14 protein-coding genes are annotated in these 14,165 nt (G+C 73.2%); 11 read left to right on the forward strand and 3 right to left on the reverse strand.

Going from position 1 to position 14,165, the window contains the following annotated elements:
• Nucleotides 1–2: 2 nt before the first annotated feature.
• A complete protein-coding gene (locus tag ABFJ78_RS12895; RefSeq protein ID WP_436386181.1) occupies nt 3–1,034 on the reverse strand; it encodes an NADP-dependent oxidoreductase in 1,032 nt (343 codons plus the stop codon).
• A gap of 108 nt (nt 1,035–1,142) precedes the next feature.
• Between ABFJ78_RS12895 and ABFJ78_RS12900 the strand changes: the two genes are divergently transcribed.
• From ABFJ78_RS12900 to ABFJ78_RS12930, 7 genes are all read left to right on the forward strand, one after another.
• Complete coding sequence (locus ABFJ78_RS12900) at nt 1,143–1,574, forward strand: winged helix-turn-helix transcriptional regulator (protein WP_372665196.1); 432 nt, start codon at nt 1,143–1,145, stop codon at nt 1,572–1,574.
• Nucleotides 1,575–1,584: 10 nt separating this feature from the next.
• Complete coding sequence (locus tag ABFJ78_RS12905) at nt 1,585–2,568, forward strand: helix-turn-helix transcriptional regulator (protein ID WP_436386183.1); 984 nt, start codon at nt 1,585–1,587, stop codon at nt 2,566–2,568.
• Nucleotides 2,565–3,545 (forward strand): helix-turn-helix transcriptional regulator, encoded by a 981-nt coding sequence (locus tag ABFJ78_RS12910; protein ID WP_372665194.1) that lies wholly within the window; start codon nt 2,565–2,567, stop codon nt 3,543–3,545. Before ABFJ78_RS12905 ends, ABFJ78_RS12910 begins: the two co-directional genes overlap by 4 nt.
• 10 nt (nt 3,546–3,555) lie before the next feature.
• The gene (locus tag ABFJ78_RS12915) at nt 3,556–3,768 is read left to right on the forward strand and encodes a bacteriophage holin (protein WP_372665193.1); all 213 of its coding nucleotides are present in this window, start codon (nt 3,556–3,558) and stop codon (nt 3,766–3,768) included.
• A 61-nt stretch (nt 3,769–3,829) separates the two neighbouring features.
• Nucleotides 3,830–4,126 (forward strand): Sec-independent protein translocase subunit TatA, encoded by a 297-nt coding sequence (tatA, locus tag ABFJ78_RS12920; RefSeq protein WP_372665192.1) that lies wholly within the window; start codon nt 3,830–3,832, stop codon nt 4,124–4,126.
• 84 nt (nt 4,127–4,210) lie between these two features.
• Nucleotides 4,211–5,185 (forward strand): twin-arginine translocase subunit TatC, encoded by a 975-nt coding sequence (gene tatC / locus ABFJ78_RS12925; RefSeq protein ID WP_436386184.1) that lies wholly within the window; start codon nt 4,211–4,213, stop codon nt 5,183–5,185.
• The gene (locus ABFJ78_RS12930; RefSeq protein WP_436386185.1) at nt 5,185–6,066 is read left to right on the forward strand and encodes a diacylglycerol/lipid kinase family protein; all 882 of its coding nucleotides are present in this window, start codon (nt 5,185–5,187) and stop codon (nt 6,064–6,066) included. The genes tatC and ABFJ78_RS12930 overlap by 1 nt, the downstream gene beginning before the upstream one ends.
• Here ABFJ78_RS12930 and ABFJ78_RS12935 read toward each other — a convergent pair.
• Nucleotides 6,063–6,638, reverse strand: a complete 576-nt coding sequence (locus tag ABFJ78_RS12935; RefSeq protein WP_436386186.1) for a hypothetical protein — start codon at nt 6,636–6,638, stop codon at nt 6,063–6,065. The two genes, ABFJ78_RS12930 and ABFJ78_RS12935, sit on opposite strands and share 4 nt — an antisense overlap.
• Nucleotides 6,639–6,805: 167 nt before the next feature.
• Here ABFJ78_RS12935 and ABFJ78_RS12940 point away from each other — a divergent pair, with 167 nt between their 5' ends.
• From ABFJ78_RS12940 to ABFJ78_RS12955, 4 genes are all read left to right on the forward strand, one after another.
• On the forward strand, nt 6,806–9,583 hold the full coding sequence (locus tag ABFJ78_RS12940) for a DEAD/DEAH box helicase (protein ID WP_436386188.1): 2,778 nt from the start codon (nt 6,806–6,808) through the stop codon (nt 9,581–9,583).
• Between the two features lie 149 nt (nt 9,584–9,732).
• Nucleotides 9,733–10,503: a DUF4333 domain-containing protein gene (locus ABFJ78_RS12945; protein WP_436386189.1), complete on the forward strand. Its 771-nt coding sequence runs from the start codon at nt 9,733–9,735 to the stop codon at nt 10,501–10,503.
• Between the two features lie 72 nt (nt 10,504–10,575).
• A complete protein-coding gene (locus ABFJ78_RS12950; protein WP_436386191.1) occupies nt 10,576–11,778 on the forward strand; it encodes a GNAT family N-acetyltransferase in 1,203 nt (400 codons plus the stop codon).
• Between the two features lie 56 nt (nt 11,779–11,834).
• On the forward strand, nt 11,835–13,052 hold the full coding sequence (locus tag ABFJ78_RS12955; protein ID WP_436386192.1) for a GNAT family N-acetyltransferase: 1,218 nt from the start codon (nt 11,835–11,837) through the stop codon (nt 13,050–13,052).
• A gap of 128 nt (nt 13,053–13,180) precedes the next feature.
• On the opposite strand, the gene ABFJ78_RS12960 is transcribed toward ABFJ78_RS12955, so the two are convergent.
• Nucleotides 13,181–14,128, reverse strand: a complete 948-nt coding sequence (locus tag ABFJ78_RS12960; RefSeq protein ID WP_436386194.1) for a 5'-3' exonuclease — start codon at nt 14,126–14,128, stop codon at nt 13,181–13,183.
• Between the last annotated feature and the right edge of the window lie 37 nt (nt 14,129–14,165).

Raw genomic sequence — 14,165 nt, forward strand, 5'->3', positions numbered from 1 at the left:
TTTCACGGGGTCAGCACGAGCCGGCCGCGCAGGCCGCCCGCGGCGACCCGTTCGTGGGCTTCGGCGGCCTGCGTCAGCGGCAGCACGCCGGCCACCCGCGGGGGAAGGAGCCCGGCGAGTTCGGCCAGCCGTACGCCGTCGGCGCGGATCCACACGTTCCGCACGCGGATCCCGCGCAGGGGGATCGGCGCGGCTCCGGCGGCGAAGGCGACGAACTCGCCGCCGCCGCGGACCGCGTCGAGCGCGTCGAGGCCGAGGAGCGCGGTGTCGAGGGCGGCGTCCACGCCACCCGGCACGAGCGCGCGGACCCGGTCGCCCAGAGCGGGACCACGAGGGAGGAAGCCGTCCGCGCCGAAGCCGCGGACGAGAGCTTCGTCGGGCTCGGAGGCGACGGCGACCACCCGCAGCTTCCGGGCGTGGGCGAGCGCGACGGCGTACCCGCCGACCGCGCCCGCCGCGCCGGTGACGAGGACAGTCCCGCCGGTGTCGACGAGGTCGAGCGCCTGGGCGGCGGTCAGCGCGTTGAGCGGGAGGGTGGCCGCTTCGACCGCGGGAAGGCCGGGCGGGGCGAGCGCGACCGCCGACGTGTCCAGCACGATCTGCTCGGCATAGGCCCCGAGCGGGAGGGCGATGCGGTCGCGCAGGCCGATGACGTGGTCGCCGACGCGCAACCGGCTCGGCGGCCCGCCGGCCGGCGCGGCGAGCCCGCCGCCGGCGGGCGGTTGCGCCGGTCCGCCCGGCCCGGTGAGGCCGCTGCTCCGCCCGAGCCGCGCCGGCTCGCCCGTGCGGCCGCGGATCTCCTCGCCGACCGCGTCGACCACTCCGGCCACATCCCACCCCAGCCCGAGCACCTCCCGCGGCGGGATCACCCCGGCCTCGGTCAAGATCCCGGCGCGGGTCGCGAGATCCACCGGGTTCACCGCGGCCGCCGCCACCCGGATCCGGACCTGCCCCGGACCCGGCTCGGGCACCGGTACTTCCACCGCTTCCAGCACCTCGGGACCCCCGAACCGCCGGACCACGATCGCACGCATCGAACACTCCTCGACCGGTCGAAAACCTTCCCCGCGAACCTATGGGGAGCTACTCTCCATCGGGAAGTACGCACTTGCAGGTTCCCCACGTACCAGGAGGTTCGCCCGGTGCCCACGCGCACGGCGGAACAGCGGCGCCAAGCCGAAAAGGCCGCCTACGACGCCTATCTGGCCGCCTGCCCCACCCGGAAGCTGCTCGACGAGATCGCCGGCAAGTGGGTCAGCCTGATCCTCGTCGCGCTCGGTGACGGGCCGCAGCGCTACAGCGACCTTTCGCGGCGGATCGCCGGGGTCAGCCAGAAGATGCTCACCCAGACCCTGCGGGTGCTCGAACGCGACGGGCTCGTCCGCCGCGAAGTGACCCCGTGCGTGCCCGTCCGCGTCGACTATTCCCTTACGCCGCTGGGGGAAAGCCTCCGCGCGCTGATGGCCGGGTTCAAGGACTGGGCCGAGGCGAACTTCGACGCCGTGGCCGCCGCCCGGACCGATTACGACGCGCGCACCCCGGACCTCACGATCGGGCCGGGCGGCGCGGGCTAGGCTCTACCGGGTGTCCACCGCACGCGCCGAACGGCTGGTCAATCTGGTACTGGCCCTCCTGTCCACCCGGCAGTACCTCACTGCCGAGCGGATCCGCGGCATCGTGCCCGGGTACGGCGACGCGGCCAGCGACGATGCCTACTTCCGGATGTTCGAGCGGGACAAGACCGAGCTGCGCGAGCTCGGCATTCCCCTGGAGACCGGCCGCAACTCCGCCTTCGACGCCATCGAGGGCTACCGCATCGCCCGCCGCGACTACGAACTCGGCGAGATCGACCTCGCCCCCGACGAAGCCGCCGCCGTCGCGCTCGCCTCCCGGCTGTGGGACTCGCCGGAGCTGACCGGGCAGGCGCAGGGCGCCCTCGTGAAGCTGCGCGCCGCCGGCCTGGAGGTCGACGACCAGGCACCCACCGTCGTCGAGCCGCGGGTGCGCGCCGAACCGGCGTTCGGGCCGCTGCTGGCCGCGGTGCAGAACGGCCAGGCCGTCCGCTTCGAGTACCGCCGCAGCGGCTCGCCCGAACGCATCATGCGCACCCTCGAACCCTGGGGCGTGGTGTCGTGGCGGGCCCGCTGGTACGTCGTCGGGCACGACCGCGACCGCGGCGCCACCCGCTGCTTCCGCCTCTCCCGCGTCACCGGCCAGGTCCGGACCGTCGGCAAGCCCGGCGAGGTGCGGCGCCCCGAGGGCGTCAACCTGCTCAAGCTCGTGTCGGTGACGGGGGAGTCCGAGCCGGCCCCGGTGACCACCGCGCGGCTGTGGGTCGCCGACGGCCGCGCCGCCGGGGTCCGCCGGCGCGGCACCGTCATCGGCCGGTCCACGATCGACGGCGAAGAGGGTGACCTCGTCGAGATCGGGCTCTACTTCCCCGAGTCGGCGGCCGACTGGATCACCGCGCAGGGCCCGGACGTCGTCGTGCTCGAACCCGACGTGCTGGCCAAGACCGTCCAGGACCGGCTCGAAGCCGTCGTGGCCCGGCAGGGGAGCGGCCGGTGAGCGGATCCACCGACCGGATGCCGAGACTGCTCGCGCTCGTCCCGTACCTGCTCGCGCGCCCCGGCGTCCGCATCGACGACGCGGCGCAGGACTTCGACGTCACGCCGAAGCAGCTGCGCAAGGACCTCGAGCTGCTGTGGATGTGCGGGCTGCCCGGGTACGGGCCCGGCGACCTGATCGACCTGTCCTTCGAGGGCGACACGATCGTCGTCACCCACGACGCCGGGATGAACCGCCCGCTGCGGCTCACCGGCGGCGAGGCGACCGCGCTGCTGGTCGCGTTGCGGGCGCTGGCCGAGACCCCGGGCGTGGTCGACGGCGACGCCGTCCGCCGTTCCATCGCCAAGATCGAAGCGGCCGCCGGGCAGGCCCAGCCGGCCGGGGTGGTCGTCGGCGGGGGAGTGCGCGAAGGCAAGAAGACCGCGCGGACCCGCGAGGAGGTCGCCCGGGCGCTGCAGGACCGGCGGGCGGTGCGGATGCGCTACTACACGGCGTCCAAGGACCAGATCACCGAGCGCACGGTCGACCCGATGCGGCTGCTGATCGTCCAGGCCGTCGGCTACCTCGAGGCCTGGTGCCGCCGCGCCGAGGGCGTCCGGCTGTTCCGCCTCGACCGGATCGACGACCTGACGATCCTCGACGAGCCCTCGCGCCCGCCCGCGCACGCCCACCCGACCGACATTTCCGAAGGCGTCTTCCGCGAGCGTCCCGACCAGCGGGAGGCGGTGCTCGTCCTCGACCCGGACGCACGCTGGGTAGCCGAGTACTACCCGTGCGAGGAGCTCGACGAGCTCGACGGCGGCCGGCTGCGGATCCGGATGCGCTACGCCGACCAGTCCTGGATGGTGCGCCTCGTGCTGGGACTGGGCGGAGAAGCGCTGGTCGAGAGCCCGGCCGACCTCGCGTCGGACGTCGGACGCCGGGCGGCCGACGCGGTGGCCCGAGCCCGTCACCTTCCGTCAACCTGCGACCACTAGGGTGATCGACGTGCCGTACCTGCCCACCGTCGTGCTCGCCGCGCTCGGTCTGCTGTTGCTCGTGGTCCTGCTGGTGCGGACCGTCAAGGTCTTGCGTGGTTTCCGGCGGACCGCAAGCATGGTGGCTGCGAACACCCAGGACCGGGCCGGATTGCTCCGCGCGCGGTCGGCCGCGCTGCGCGTCGCCTTCGCGGAGCGCCGCCGGAAACCGGAAAACCAGTAACATCCCTACCAGACGCAGATAGGAGGCCATCTTGTTCGCCAACGGATTGCAAGGATGGCATTTGATCATCTTGGTGCTGCTCGTCGTGCTGCTGTTCGGGGCCAAGCGGCTTCCCGATGCGGCCCGGTCGATCGGCAAGTCCATGAAGATCTTCAAGGCCGAGACCAAGGACCTCGCGGGCGACAAGAGCTCCTCGCACGAGGACGCCGAGCCGGTCGAGACGAAGCAGATCCCGGCCACGCCCGCCCCGGCGGCCCCCGCCGCCGCGACCGACCAGCAGGTCGCGGACCTGCAGCGGCAGCTCGACGAGCTGAAGAAGCAGCAGGCGGCCGACCAGCCGCAGAAGAACGCCAGCTGACGGCTGGGCCACACCCGGTCCCTGGTCCACGGAGCGCGCCGGCCCGGCGCGCTCCGCCGGACTCCGACGAGAACGGAACACCCCGTGGCGGAACCCGCCTCCGGAAACGGCACCAGCCGCCGGTCGAAGCGGCGCAAGCGCAGCCGTCGCACGAACCCCGACGGCACGATGACGCTCATCGAGCACATCTACGAGTTCCGCCGCCGGCTCGGCTTCGCGCTGCTCGCCGTCGTGGTCGGCGGCATCGTCGGGTTCTTCTGGTTCAGCACCAAGGTAGGGCCGATCCCGTCGCTCGGCGAGATCGTCACCGGGCCGTACTGCGCCATCCCGGCCAACCGGCGCCTCTACGGTGAAGCCGGCTGCAAGCTGCTCCAGACCGTTCCGTTCGAAGCCTTCATGATCCAGCTCAAGGTCGGTATCGCCGCCGGGGCCGTGCTGTTCTCGCCGCTGTGGCTGTACCAGATCTGGGCGTTCATCGCGCCCGGCCTGTACTCGAAGGAGCGCAAGTACGCGCTGACCTTCGTCGGGTTCGCGTCGGTGCTCTTCGCCGCCGGCGCGGTGCTCGCGTACCTGCTCTTCCCGCACGCCCTGCAGCTGCTGATGGGCTTCGGGCAGGAAGAGTTCATCACCGCGCTGACCGCGGACAAGTACATCTCGTTCATGCTGTCGCTGCTGATCATCTTCGGGATCAGCTTCGAGCTCCCGCTGCTGGTGGTGATGCTCAACCGCGTCGGCGTGGTCAAGTACCGGCAGCTGAAGAAGTGGCGCCGCGGCATCGTGTTCGCGCTGTTCGTCTTCGCCGCCTTCGTCACCCCCGGCTCGGACCCGTTCTCGATGCTCGGCCTGGCCGGTGCGCTGACGGTGCTGTTCGAGCTGTCCATCCAGATCGCCCGCGTCCACGACCGCAAGAAGGACCGGGAACGCGCGGACGAAGGCTGGGACCAGCTCGACGACGACGAAGCCGCGCCGTTCAACTACACGCCGAGCTCGATCGACGACGAACCGTCCGCCCCCACCGCGTCCGGCGGCCGGTCCTCCGGCACCGACGACATCACGTAGTGGGGCTCCACGCCGCCCTCGCCGTGCACCCGGCCTCGGGGCACGGCGCGGCCGCCCGGATCGCCGACACCGTCGCCGAGCGGCTGCGCACCGCCGTCGACCGCCTCGACGTGCTGGTCGCCAACACGGTCGAGGAGTCCCGCGCGCTGATGCGGACCTCCCACGACGCCGGCCTCGACGTCCTGATCGTCCTGGGCGGCGACGGCGCCGCCCACCAGGGCGTCCAGTTCTGCGCGAACCACGACGTCGCGCTCGGCCTGGTCCCGGCGGGCACCGGCAACGACTTCGCCCGCGCCCTCGGCGTCCCCGGCGAGCCGCTGCCCGCGGTCGACGCGCTGGTGGCGGCGCTGAAGTCCGGTGCCCGGCGGCGCATCGACCTCGGCCGAATCGGTGACACCTGGTTCGCGACCGTGCTCTGCGCGGGCTTCGACGCCAGTGTCAACGAACGCGCCAACCGGATGCGCTGGCCGTCCGGGCCCCGCCGCTACGACGTCGCGATCCTCGCCGAGCTGGCCGCGTTCCGCTCCCGCCCGGTGGTGATCGACACCGGCGCCGAACGCCTGGAGCTCGACGCGACACTGGTGGCGGTCGGCAACACCCGCTTCTACGGCGGTGGCGTCCCGGTCTGCCCGACGGCCGACCCCGAGGACGGCGTCTTCGACGTGACGGTGGTGGGGGAGATGACCCGCCGCGGCCTGATCCGCATGCTGCCGGGCCTGCGCACGGGCAAGCACCTCACGCACCCGGCGGTCCGGACGCTGCGCGCCCGGTCGGTCTCGCTGACGGGCAACAGCTGGCCGGCCTACGCCGACGGCGAGCCGCAGGGGACCGTGCCGGTGACGGTCAGCTGCGTTCCGGGCGCGCTGACGGTGCTGGCCTAACGGTCGTAGCCGCCGGCCCGGGCCACCAGCTGCCGGAAGTGCGCCGGCGTCAGCAGCCGCCCGGCGTCCGCGAAGTACACCCCGCCGCAGCGGTGGCAGAACCAGCCCTGCTCCCACACCTGCCGCGCCGCCGGCACCCCGCGCCGCTGGCGCCGGTGGGCCCGCACCCGCCGGACGTACAGCCAGACCACCACGCCCGCGGCGGCGTACACGCACAACGCCGGCAACGAGATCATCGCGATCCCCAGCGCCCGCGAGGCCGTCCCGCCCGGCGGCGGATCGTCCACCGCCGACAGCGGCAGCGCCAGAAAACAGCTCCCGGCCAGCGCCAGCGCGATCACCGCCGCCACCAGGCCGCCACCCCGGCGCGGGGGAGGGAAGGGGTCCAGCGACCGGGCCACCGCCGACACCGAGACCCCGCTGACCTGGCTGCTCGTGTAGACGAGCCCGTCCCCGATGGGCACCGCCACCGTCGGCCCCTGCCCGCGGAAGAACGAATGCCCGCCCTCGTAGACGGCGGGCACATGCTGCACCTGGTCCAGCTGCCCGCAGCTCGGACACGGTTCGGTCATGCAGCCTCCGACGCCGCCGGTCCCGCACCGGTTCCCGGTGTATAACGACCTATACTGCGGCCGTCGGTGGTGATCACCAGCCGGCGTTGCTCAACCGAAAAAGAAGCGAAGAGCGGCGACGGTCACGCGGCGTGCGGACCGTCGGGGGGATGTGAAACCCTGACGAGGTGGCCAGTAGCCCTTCTCCCTCCCCGGCCGAGGCCTATGCGGCCTCCTCGCGTCGGGGGAAGTACCCCCAGCTGACGCGTTTCGCCGCGGAAGCGTCCTTCGAGTTCGACGAGTTCCAGATCCGCGGGTGCGAGGCCCTCGAGGGCGGTCACGGCGTGCTCGTCTGCGCGCCGACCGGGGCGGGAAAGACCGTCGTCGGCGAGTTCGCCGTGCACCTGGCGCTCGCCGAGGGGCGCAAGTGTTTCTACACCACGCCCATCAAGGCGCTGTCGAACCAGAAGTACGCCGACCTCGTCGCCCGCTACGGCACCGACGCGGTCGGCCTGCTCACCGGGGACACCTCGATCAACGGCAACGCCCAGGTGGTCGTGATGACCACCGAGGTCCTGCGGAACATGCTCTACGCCGGGTCCTCCACCATCACCGACCTTGGGTACGTCGTCATGGACGAGGTCCACTACCTCGCCGACCGGTTCCGCGGGGCGGTCTGGGAAGAGGTGATCCTGCACCTGCCCGAGCACGTCCGGGTGGTCGGGCTGTCGGCCACGGTCAGCAACGCCGAGGAGTTCGGCGAGTGGCTGGTCGAGGTCCGCGGCGACACGACGGTCGTCGTCGACGAGCACCGGCCGGTGCCGCTCTGGCAGCACATGCTGGTCGGGAACCGGCTGCTCGACCTGTTCGCCGGCGAGGACACCCACCTGCCCGGGGCCGAGCTGCGGATCAACCCGACCCTGCTGCGCCGGACCGAGGAGATCGGCCGCCAGTACGCGCCCGCCGGGTTCCGCGGTCCGCGTGGCCGCCGGGGCGCGCCGCCGCGGATGCCGCGGTTCCGGCCGCCGTCGCGCGTGGACGTCGTCGAGCAGCTGGACCGGGCCGGGCTGCTGCCGGCGATCGTGTTCATCTTCTCCCGGGCCGGGTGCGACGCGGCGGTGGGCCAGTGCGTGCGGTCGGGGCTGCGGCTCAACGGGCCCGGCGAGGTCGAGGAGATCCGCCGGGTGATCGACGAGCGCACCGCGGACCTGCCGGAGGGCGACCTCGGCGTGCTCGGCTACTGGGAGTGGCGGGAAGCGCTGGAGCGGGGGATCGCCGGGCACCACGCGGGGTTGCTGCCGGCGTTCAAGGAGACCGTGGAGGAGCTGTTCGTCCGCGGTCTGGTGAAGGTCGTGTTCGCCACCGAGACCCTGGCCCTCGGGATCAACATGCCGGCCCGCACGGTCGTGCTGGAGCGGCTGGTCAAGTACAACGGCGAGGCGCACGTCGACCTGACGCCGGGGGAGTACACCCAGCTGACCGGCCGGGCCGGGCGGCGGGGGATCGACGTCGAGGGGCACGCCGTCGTGGCGTGGCAGCCGGGGGTCGACCCGAAGCAGGTCGCCGGGCTGGCGTCGACGCGGACGTACCCGCTGCGGTCGTCGTTCCGGCCCGGCTACAACATGGCCGTGAACCTGGTCGCGCAGGTCGGCGCGGCGGAGGCCCGCGAGCTGCTGGAACAGTCGTTCGCGCAGTTCCAGGCCGACCGGTCGGTGGTCGGCACGGCCCGGCGGATCGAGCGGAACAAGGAAGCCCTGAAGGGGTATGCCGCCGCCATCACCGGCGATTTCGACGAGATGCTCGAGTACGTCGAACTGCGGGCGAAGATCTCGACGCGGGAAAAGGCGTTGTCGCGCCAGAACACCGCGACGCGGCGGGCCGGAACGGCGGAATCGCTGGAGAAGCTCCGCAAGGGTGACGTCATCGCGGTGCCCGCGGGCCGGCGGGCGGGGCTGGCCGTGGTCGTCGACCCGGGGCTGGACCCGATCCGGGAGCCGCGCCCGGTCGTCGTGACCGAGGACCGGTGGTCGGGGCCGTTGTCGGTGGCCGACTTCCCGGCGCCGGTGGAGGCGCTGGGGCGGATCAAGCTGCCCAAGCACATCGAGCTGCGGTCGCCGAAGACGCGCCGGGACATCGCTTCGACGCTGCGCAACGCCGGGATTTCGTTGCCGGGCAGGCAGAAGCGGCGGTCCGGGGCGAACGAGGACGGCGAGCTGGCGGCGTTGCGGCGGGCGTTGCGGGCGCACCCGTGCCACGGGCTGGCCGAGCGCGAGGCGAATCTGCGGTGGGTCGAGCGGTACCAGCGACTGACGGCGGAAACCCAGCAGCTGGAACGGAAGGTCGCCGCGACGACGCACTCGCTGGCGCGGTCGTTCGACCGGATTCTGGCGCTGCTGGGGGAGCGGGGCTATCTGGGGCCCGAGTCGGCCGGTGACGGCGAGGACCGCGTCACCGAGCACGGCCGCCGGCTGACCCGGCTCTACAGCGAGTCCGATCTGCTGGCCGCCGAGTGCATCCGGCACGGCGTGTGGCGGGGGCTCGGGCCGGCCGAGCTGGCCGCGGTCGTCTCGACGCTGGTGTTCGAAGCACGGCGCGACACCGCCGGCGAGCCGCGGCTGCCGGGTGGCGCGGTTCCGGAGGCGTGGCAGGAGACGGCGAAGCTGTGGGTGGATCTCACCGAGGACGAGCGGCGGCACCGGCTCGACCGCACCCGCGAGCCCGACGCCGGGTTCGCGTGGCCGGTCTACCGCTGGGCGCGCGGCGAGTCGCTGGAGAAGGTGCTCACCGCGGCCGAGGCCAACGGGCAGGAGCTGTCGGCGGGGGACTTCGTGCGCTGGTCGCGTCAGGTGATCGACCTGCTCGACCAGATCCGGGACGTGCTCGGCAAGAGCGACCCGGTGGGCGCGGCGGCCGCCGACGCGGTCAAGGCACTGCGGCGGGGTGTCGTCGCCGCGGGGGCCGCGTGAACTCCGTGTTAGGCCTGCTCCGGCCTGGGGCGTGGACAGGTGTGCTCGGCTCCGACCTGTGGTTGGATCGCCAGCAACACCGTGCGTACGCGGCTTTACGGCGGTTTCGGGGTGGACAGTGAGATGAGCGAAGCAGGCGGAGGCAGACGATGAGCACGCCGTATGGCGGCAACGACCCACAGCAGCCCCAGTACGGGCAGCAGCCGGGCGGCGCGTACCCGCCGAGCGGCCCGCAGGAGCAGCCGCAGTGGGGGCAGCAGCAGCCGCCTTCGTACGACCCGAACCAGCAGCAGTGGGGCCAGCCGCAGCAGCCCCAGCAACCGCAGCAGTGGGGTCAGCAGCCCGGGGGGTACACGCCGCCGCAGCAGCCGCAGTGGGGTCAGCAGCCCCCGCCCTACGGGCAGCAGCCCGGGGGTGGTTACCCGCAGAGCGGCCCGCAGGCCCAGCCGCAGTACGGGCAGCAGCCCGGTGGGGCGTACCCGCAGAGCGGTCCCCAGCAGCAGGCGCAGTACGGCCAGCAGCAGCCCGGCCAGTACGACTACGGCCAGCAGCAGCAGTTCCCCGGCCAGGGCGCGCCGGAGGGCGAGCAGCCGGCGAAGTCGAAGAAGGGCCTGCTGATCGGCGTCATCGTGCTGGTCGTGGTCGTCGCGGTGGTCGGCGTCCTCGGCTTCGTGGCGCCCGGCTTCTTCAAGACGCAGGTCTTCAACAACACGCAGATGCAGACCGACGTGCAGAAGCTGCTCACCGAGACGTACAAGATCGACGGCGTCACCGCCGTAACCTGCCCGGCCGAGCAGAAGGTCGAGGACGGCGCGAAGTTCGAGTGCACCGCGACCATCGCGGGCAAGCCGACGCAGATCCCGATCACGGTCAAGGGCGACGGCGGGAACTACGAGGTTTCCCCGCCCGCCACGAAGTAGCTTCACCACGCCGATCCGGCCGCCGCGGAATTGCGGTGGCCGGATCGCGTCGTTTCCGGAGATGATCCGGGGATGAGCGACTTCGAGATCCGGACGCTGGACCCCGGCGAACACCGCGCGGCGAGCAACCTCTTCCGCGCGAGCGTGCACGTGCCGCCGAGCGACGACGCGGACTGGGAGCGCGCGTCGCGCGCGTTCCAGCCCGGCGGGACGATCGGCGCGTTCGACCCGGACCTGATCGGCACGGCCCGCTCGTTCGACGCCGAGCTGACGGTGCCCGGGGGCGAGCGGCGGCCGATGGCCGGCGTCACCGGGGTCGCGGTGCGGGCTGACCGGACCCGCCGGGGCGTGCTCCGGGCGATGATGGCCGCGCAGCTCGAGGACTTCGCCGGGCGCGGGGTCGTGTTCGCGAGCCTGCTCGCGTCCGAGGCGCCGATCTACGGCCGGTTCGGCTACGGCCTGGCCACCCGGTACCGCAGCTACACCGTCGACCGGCACCGGGCGCGGTTGCACCCCGGCGCGCCGGCGACCGGCGAGGTCCAGCTGCTGGAGCTGGACGAGGCGCTGGAGGTGCTCCCGGGCGTCTACGAGAGCCTGGCGCGGCGGCCCGGGGGGATGTCCCGGCCGGAGGTGCTGTGGCGGCTGTACGAGGGCCAGGCGCGCCGCAACCCGCAGCCGGTCAAGGCGGTCGTGCACCACGGGCCGGAGGGGCCCGACGGCTTCGCCACCTACTTCGTCGACGGTCTGCAGGCGCACCCGTGGACGAAGAACCTGCGTCTGGTGGACCTGTTCCCGGGCACGCCGGCCGCGTTCGCCGGGCTGTGGCGGTTCCTGCTGGGCGTCGACCTCGTCGACACGATCGTCGCCGAAGCCCGGCCGCTGGACGAGCCGATCGAGCTGATCCTCGCCGACCACCGCCGGAGCACGGTCGACCGGATCGGGGACGAGCACTGGGTCCGCCTGGTCGACGTCCCGGAGGCCCTCTCCGCGCGGAAGTACGGGCACGCCGAGCCGGTCGTCGTCGAGGCGACCGACCCGCTGCTGCCCGCCAACAGCGGGGCCTACCGGATCAGCCCGGACGGCGCCGAGCGCACCGACGAGCCCGCGGCGCTGCGCCTCGACGTCACCACCCTCGCGATGGCGTACCTCGGGTCGTGGCGGGTGTCGGCGCTGGCGGAGGCGGGCCGGATCGAGGTCCGGGACCCGGCCGCCCCGGCGGCGGCCGACCTGCTGTTCGGGACGCGGGTGGCGGCCTGGAGCGGCACGCACTTCTGACGCCGCCGCGGGAAATGGAGATGCCGCGGGCGGGGCCGGGCGGCAGGATCGGCGGCATGACCGACTTCGACGTCCGCCCCGTGGCCGAGGACGAGCGCCGCGCCACGTTCGACCTGCTGGGCCGCTCGCTGCACACCAACCGCGTCAGCGACGAGAACTGGTCCCGGTACGGGGAATCCTGGCCCGCGGCGCACAAGTTCGGCGCGTTCGACGGTGCCACCCCGATCGGGATCGCCAGTTCCTACGACACGGAGATCGCGGTGCCCGGCGGCGGTGTCCTGGCGCTCGGGGCGGTCGACGGCGTCGGCGTCCGCGCCGACCGCACCCGGCGCGGGGTGCTCACCGCGATGATGGCCGCGCAGCTGGAGGACTTCGCCGCGCGCGGGATTCCGTTGGCCGCCCTGCACGCCAGCGAGCCCACCATCTACGGCCGGTTCGGCTACGGCTCGGCCACGCTCGGCAAGACGGTGTGGCTGCCGCGGCCCGCGGCCCGGCTCCACGACCGGGTGCCGGTGAGCGGGGACGTCCGGCTGCTCACGCCCGAGGAGGCGGTGCGGGAGATCCCCGTGCTGTACCGGCGGATCGGGCTGCACCGGGCCGGGATGATCGGCCGGCCCGCCGGGTGGTGGCCGATCGCGCACGACCGGCTCGTCGGCCCGCACGGCAGCCACGTCGTCGCGGTCCACAGTGGACCGGACGGGGACGACGGGTACGTCGTGTACGACACCGTCGACCGCCGCACGCTGGATTCGCCGGACGAAGGGGCCGTGCTGAAGGTCCGTGAGCTCAACGCCGTGGACCCGGCCGCGCACGCCGCGCTCTGGCGGTTCCTGCTGTCGGTCGACCTCGTCTCCGGGATCCGCGGCCGCTACCGCCCGGTCGACGAGCCGCTGGCCCCGATGCTGGCCGACCACCGGCACGCCCGCACCGCCGACGTCGAGGACGACCTGTGGCTGCGGCCGGTCGACGTCGCCGCCGCGCTCGCGGCCCGCACCTACCGCGCGGCGGACCCGGTGGTGCTCGCGGTGCGCGACCGGATGCTGCCGGCCAACACCGGGCACTACGAGGTCGGCCCGGACGGCGCCCGCCGCACGGACGCCGCCGCGGACCTGGCCCTCGACGTCGACACGCTCGGCATGCTCTACCTCGGGCAGTGGACGGCGACCGCGCTGGCGCACGCGGGCCGCGTCGAGGTCGTGCGCCCCGGTGCGGCCGCGCGGGCGGACGAGCTGTTCACCACGATCGCCGCGCCGTGGTGCGGCACGTACTTCTAGGCGCCGGGTCGCAGGCTATTTGACGTTCGGGCCGAGCGCCCCAAGGTGGCCTTCGGTGCGTCAGACGCAACCAAGGTCACATTGGGGCGCACCCCGGCCCGCTGTCAACGCACCTCGGACGCGCGACGCTAGGCGCCGGGCAGGGCCTTGAGGAGGCGTTCGACCGAGTTGCCGAGGTTCCACCGCTCGGCCAGCTCGGCGACGCGGTCCGGGTCGGCGGGGGAGGCGGGCACGGTGTCGGGGCGGGACTGGTCCACCGGCGCGTCGACGGCGACCCGGACCACCGTGGGTGCGACGGCGAGGTAGTCTGCGGCGTCGGACAGCCGCAGGCGGGTCTTGAGCGGGACACGGTGGTCACTGGCGGCGGAAGCCTCCAGGAGCGCTTCGAGCGACCCGAACTGCGTGATGAGCTTCGCCGCGGTCTTCTCGCCGATCCCGGCGACGCCGGGCAGCCCGTCGGAGGGGTCGCCGCGCATCACCGACATGTCCGCGTAGGCGGGCCCGGCGGTCTCGCGGGGGAGGCCGTAGCGCTCGGCGATCTCGGCCGGCCCGAGCACCTCGGCCTTCGCCCAGCCCTTGCCGACGTAGATGACCGACGTCGGCGTCGGCTCGGTGCGGACGAGCTGGAAGAGGTCGCGGTCGCCGGTGATCACCTCGACCGGGTCCTGCTTCTCCCTGGTGGCCAGCGCGCCGATGACGTCGTCGGCTTCGTAGCCGGCGGCCTCCGCGGTGGCGAACCCGAAGGCCTCGAGGAGGTCGAGGATGATCGGGACCTGCGGGGTGAGCGTGTCGGGGACCTCTTCGACGTCGGGGCTGCCGCCGCCGGTCTCCTCGGCCACCCGGTGCGCCTTGTAGCTGGGCAGCAGATCGGTGCGGAACTTCGGCCGCCAGTCGGCGTCGAGGCAGCACACGAGCCGCGCGGGGCGCCGGTCGGTGAGGATCCGCGCGATGGTGTCGGCGAACCCGCGCACGGCGTTGACCTGCGTCCCGTCGGCGGCGCGCATCGAGTCGGGCAGGGCGAAGAACGAACGGAAGTACAGGCTCGCGGAGTCGAGCAGGGCAAGTGGTCCGGTCACCCGCACAGCCTGCCACGCCGGGCGGCACCGCAGGGCG

The sequence above is a fragment of the Amycolatopsis sp. MEPSY49 genome (genome assembly GCF_051337345.1).
GTDB lineage: Bacteria > Actinomycetota > Actinomycetes > Mycobacteriales > Pseudonocardiaceae > Amycolatopsis.

Bases quoted from the DNA above. Each gene is read 5' to 3' on its own strand.
- ABFJ78_RS12935 (WP_436386186.1), bottom strand. From the start codon at position 6,638: ATGACCGAACCGTGTCCGAGCTGCGGGCAGCTGGACCAGGTGCAGCAT.
- ABFJ78_RS12895 (WP_436386181.1), bottom strand. From the start codon at position 1,034: ATGCGTGCGATCGTGGTCCGGCGGTTCGGGGGTCCCGAGGTGCTGGAA.
- ABFJ78_RS12955 (WP_436386192.1), top strand. From the start codon at position 11,835: ATGACCGACTTCGACGTCCGCCCCGTGGCCGAGGACGAGCGCCGCGCC.
- ABFJ78_RS12945 (WP_436386189.1), top strand. From the start codon at position 9,733: ATGAGCACGCCGTATGGCGGCAACGACCCACAGCAGCCCCAGTACGGG.
- ABFJ78_RS12950 (WP_436386191.1), top strand. From the start codon at position 10,576: ATGAGCGACTTCGAGATCCGGACGCTGGACCCCGGCGAACACCGCGCG.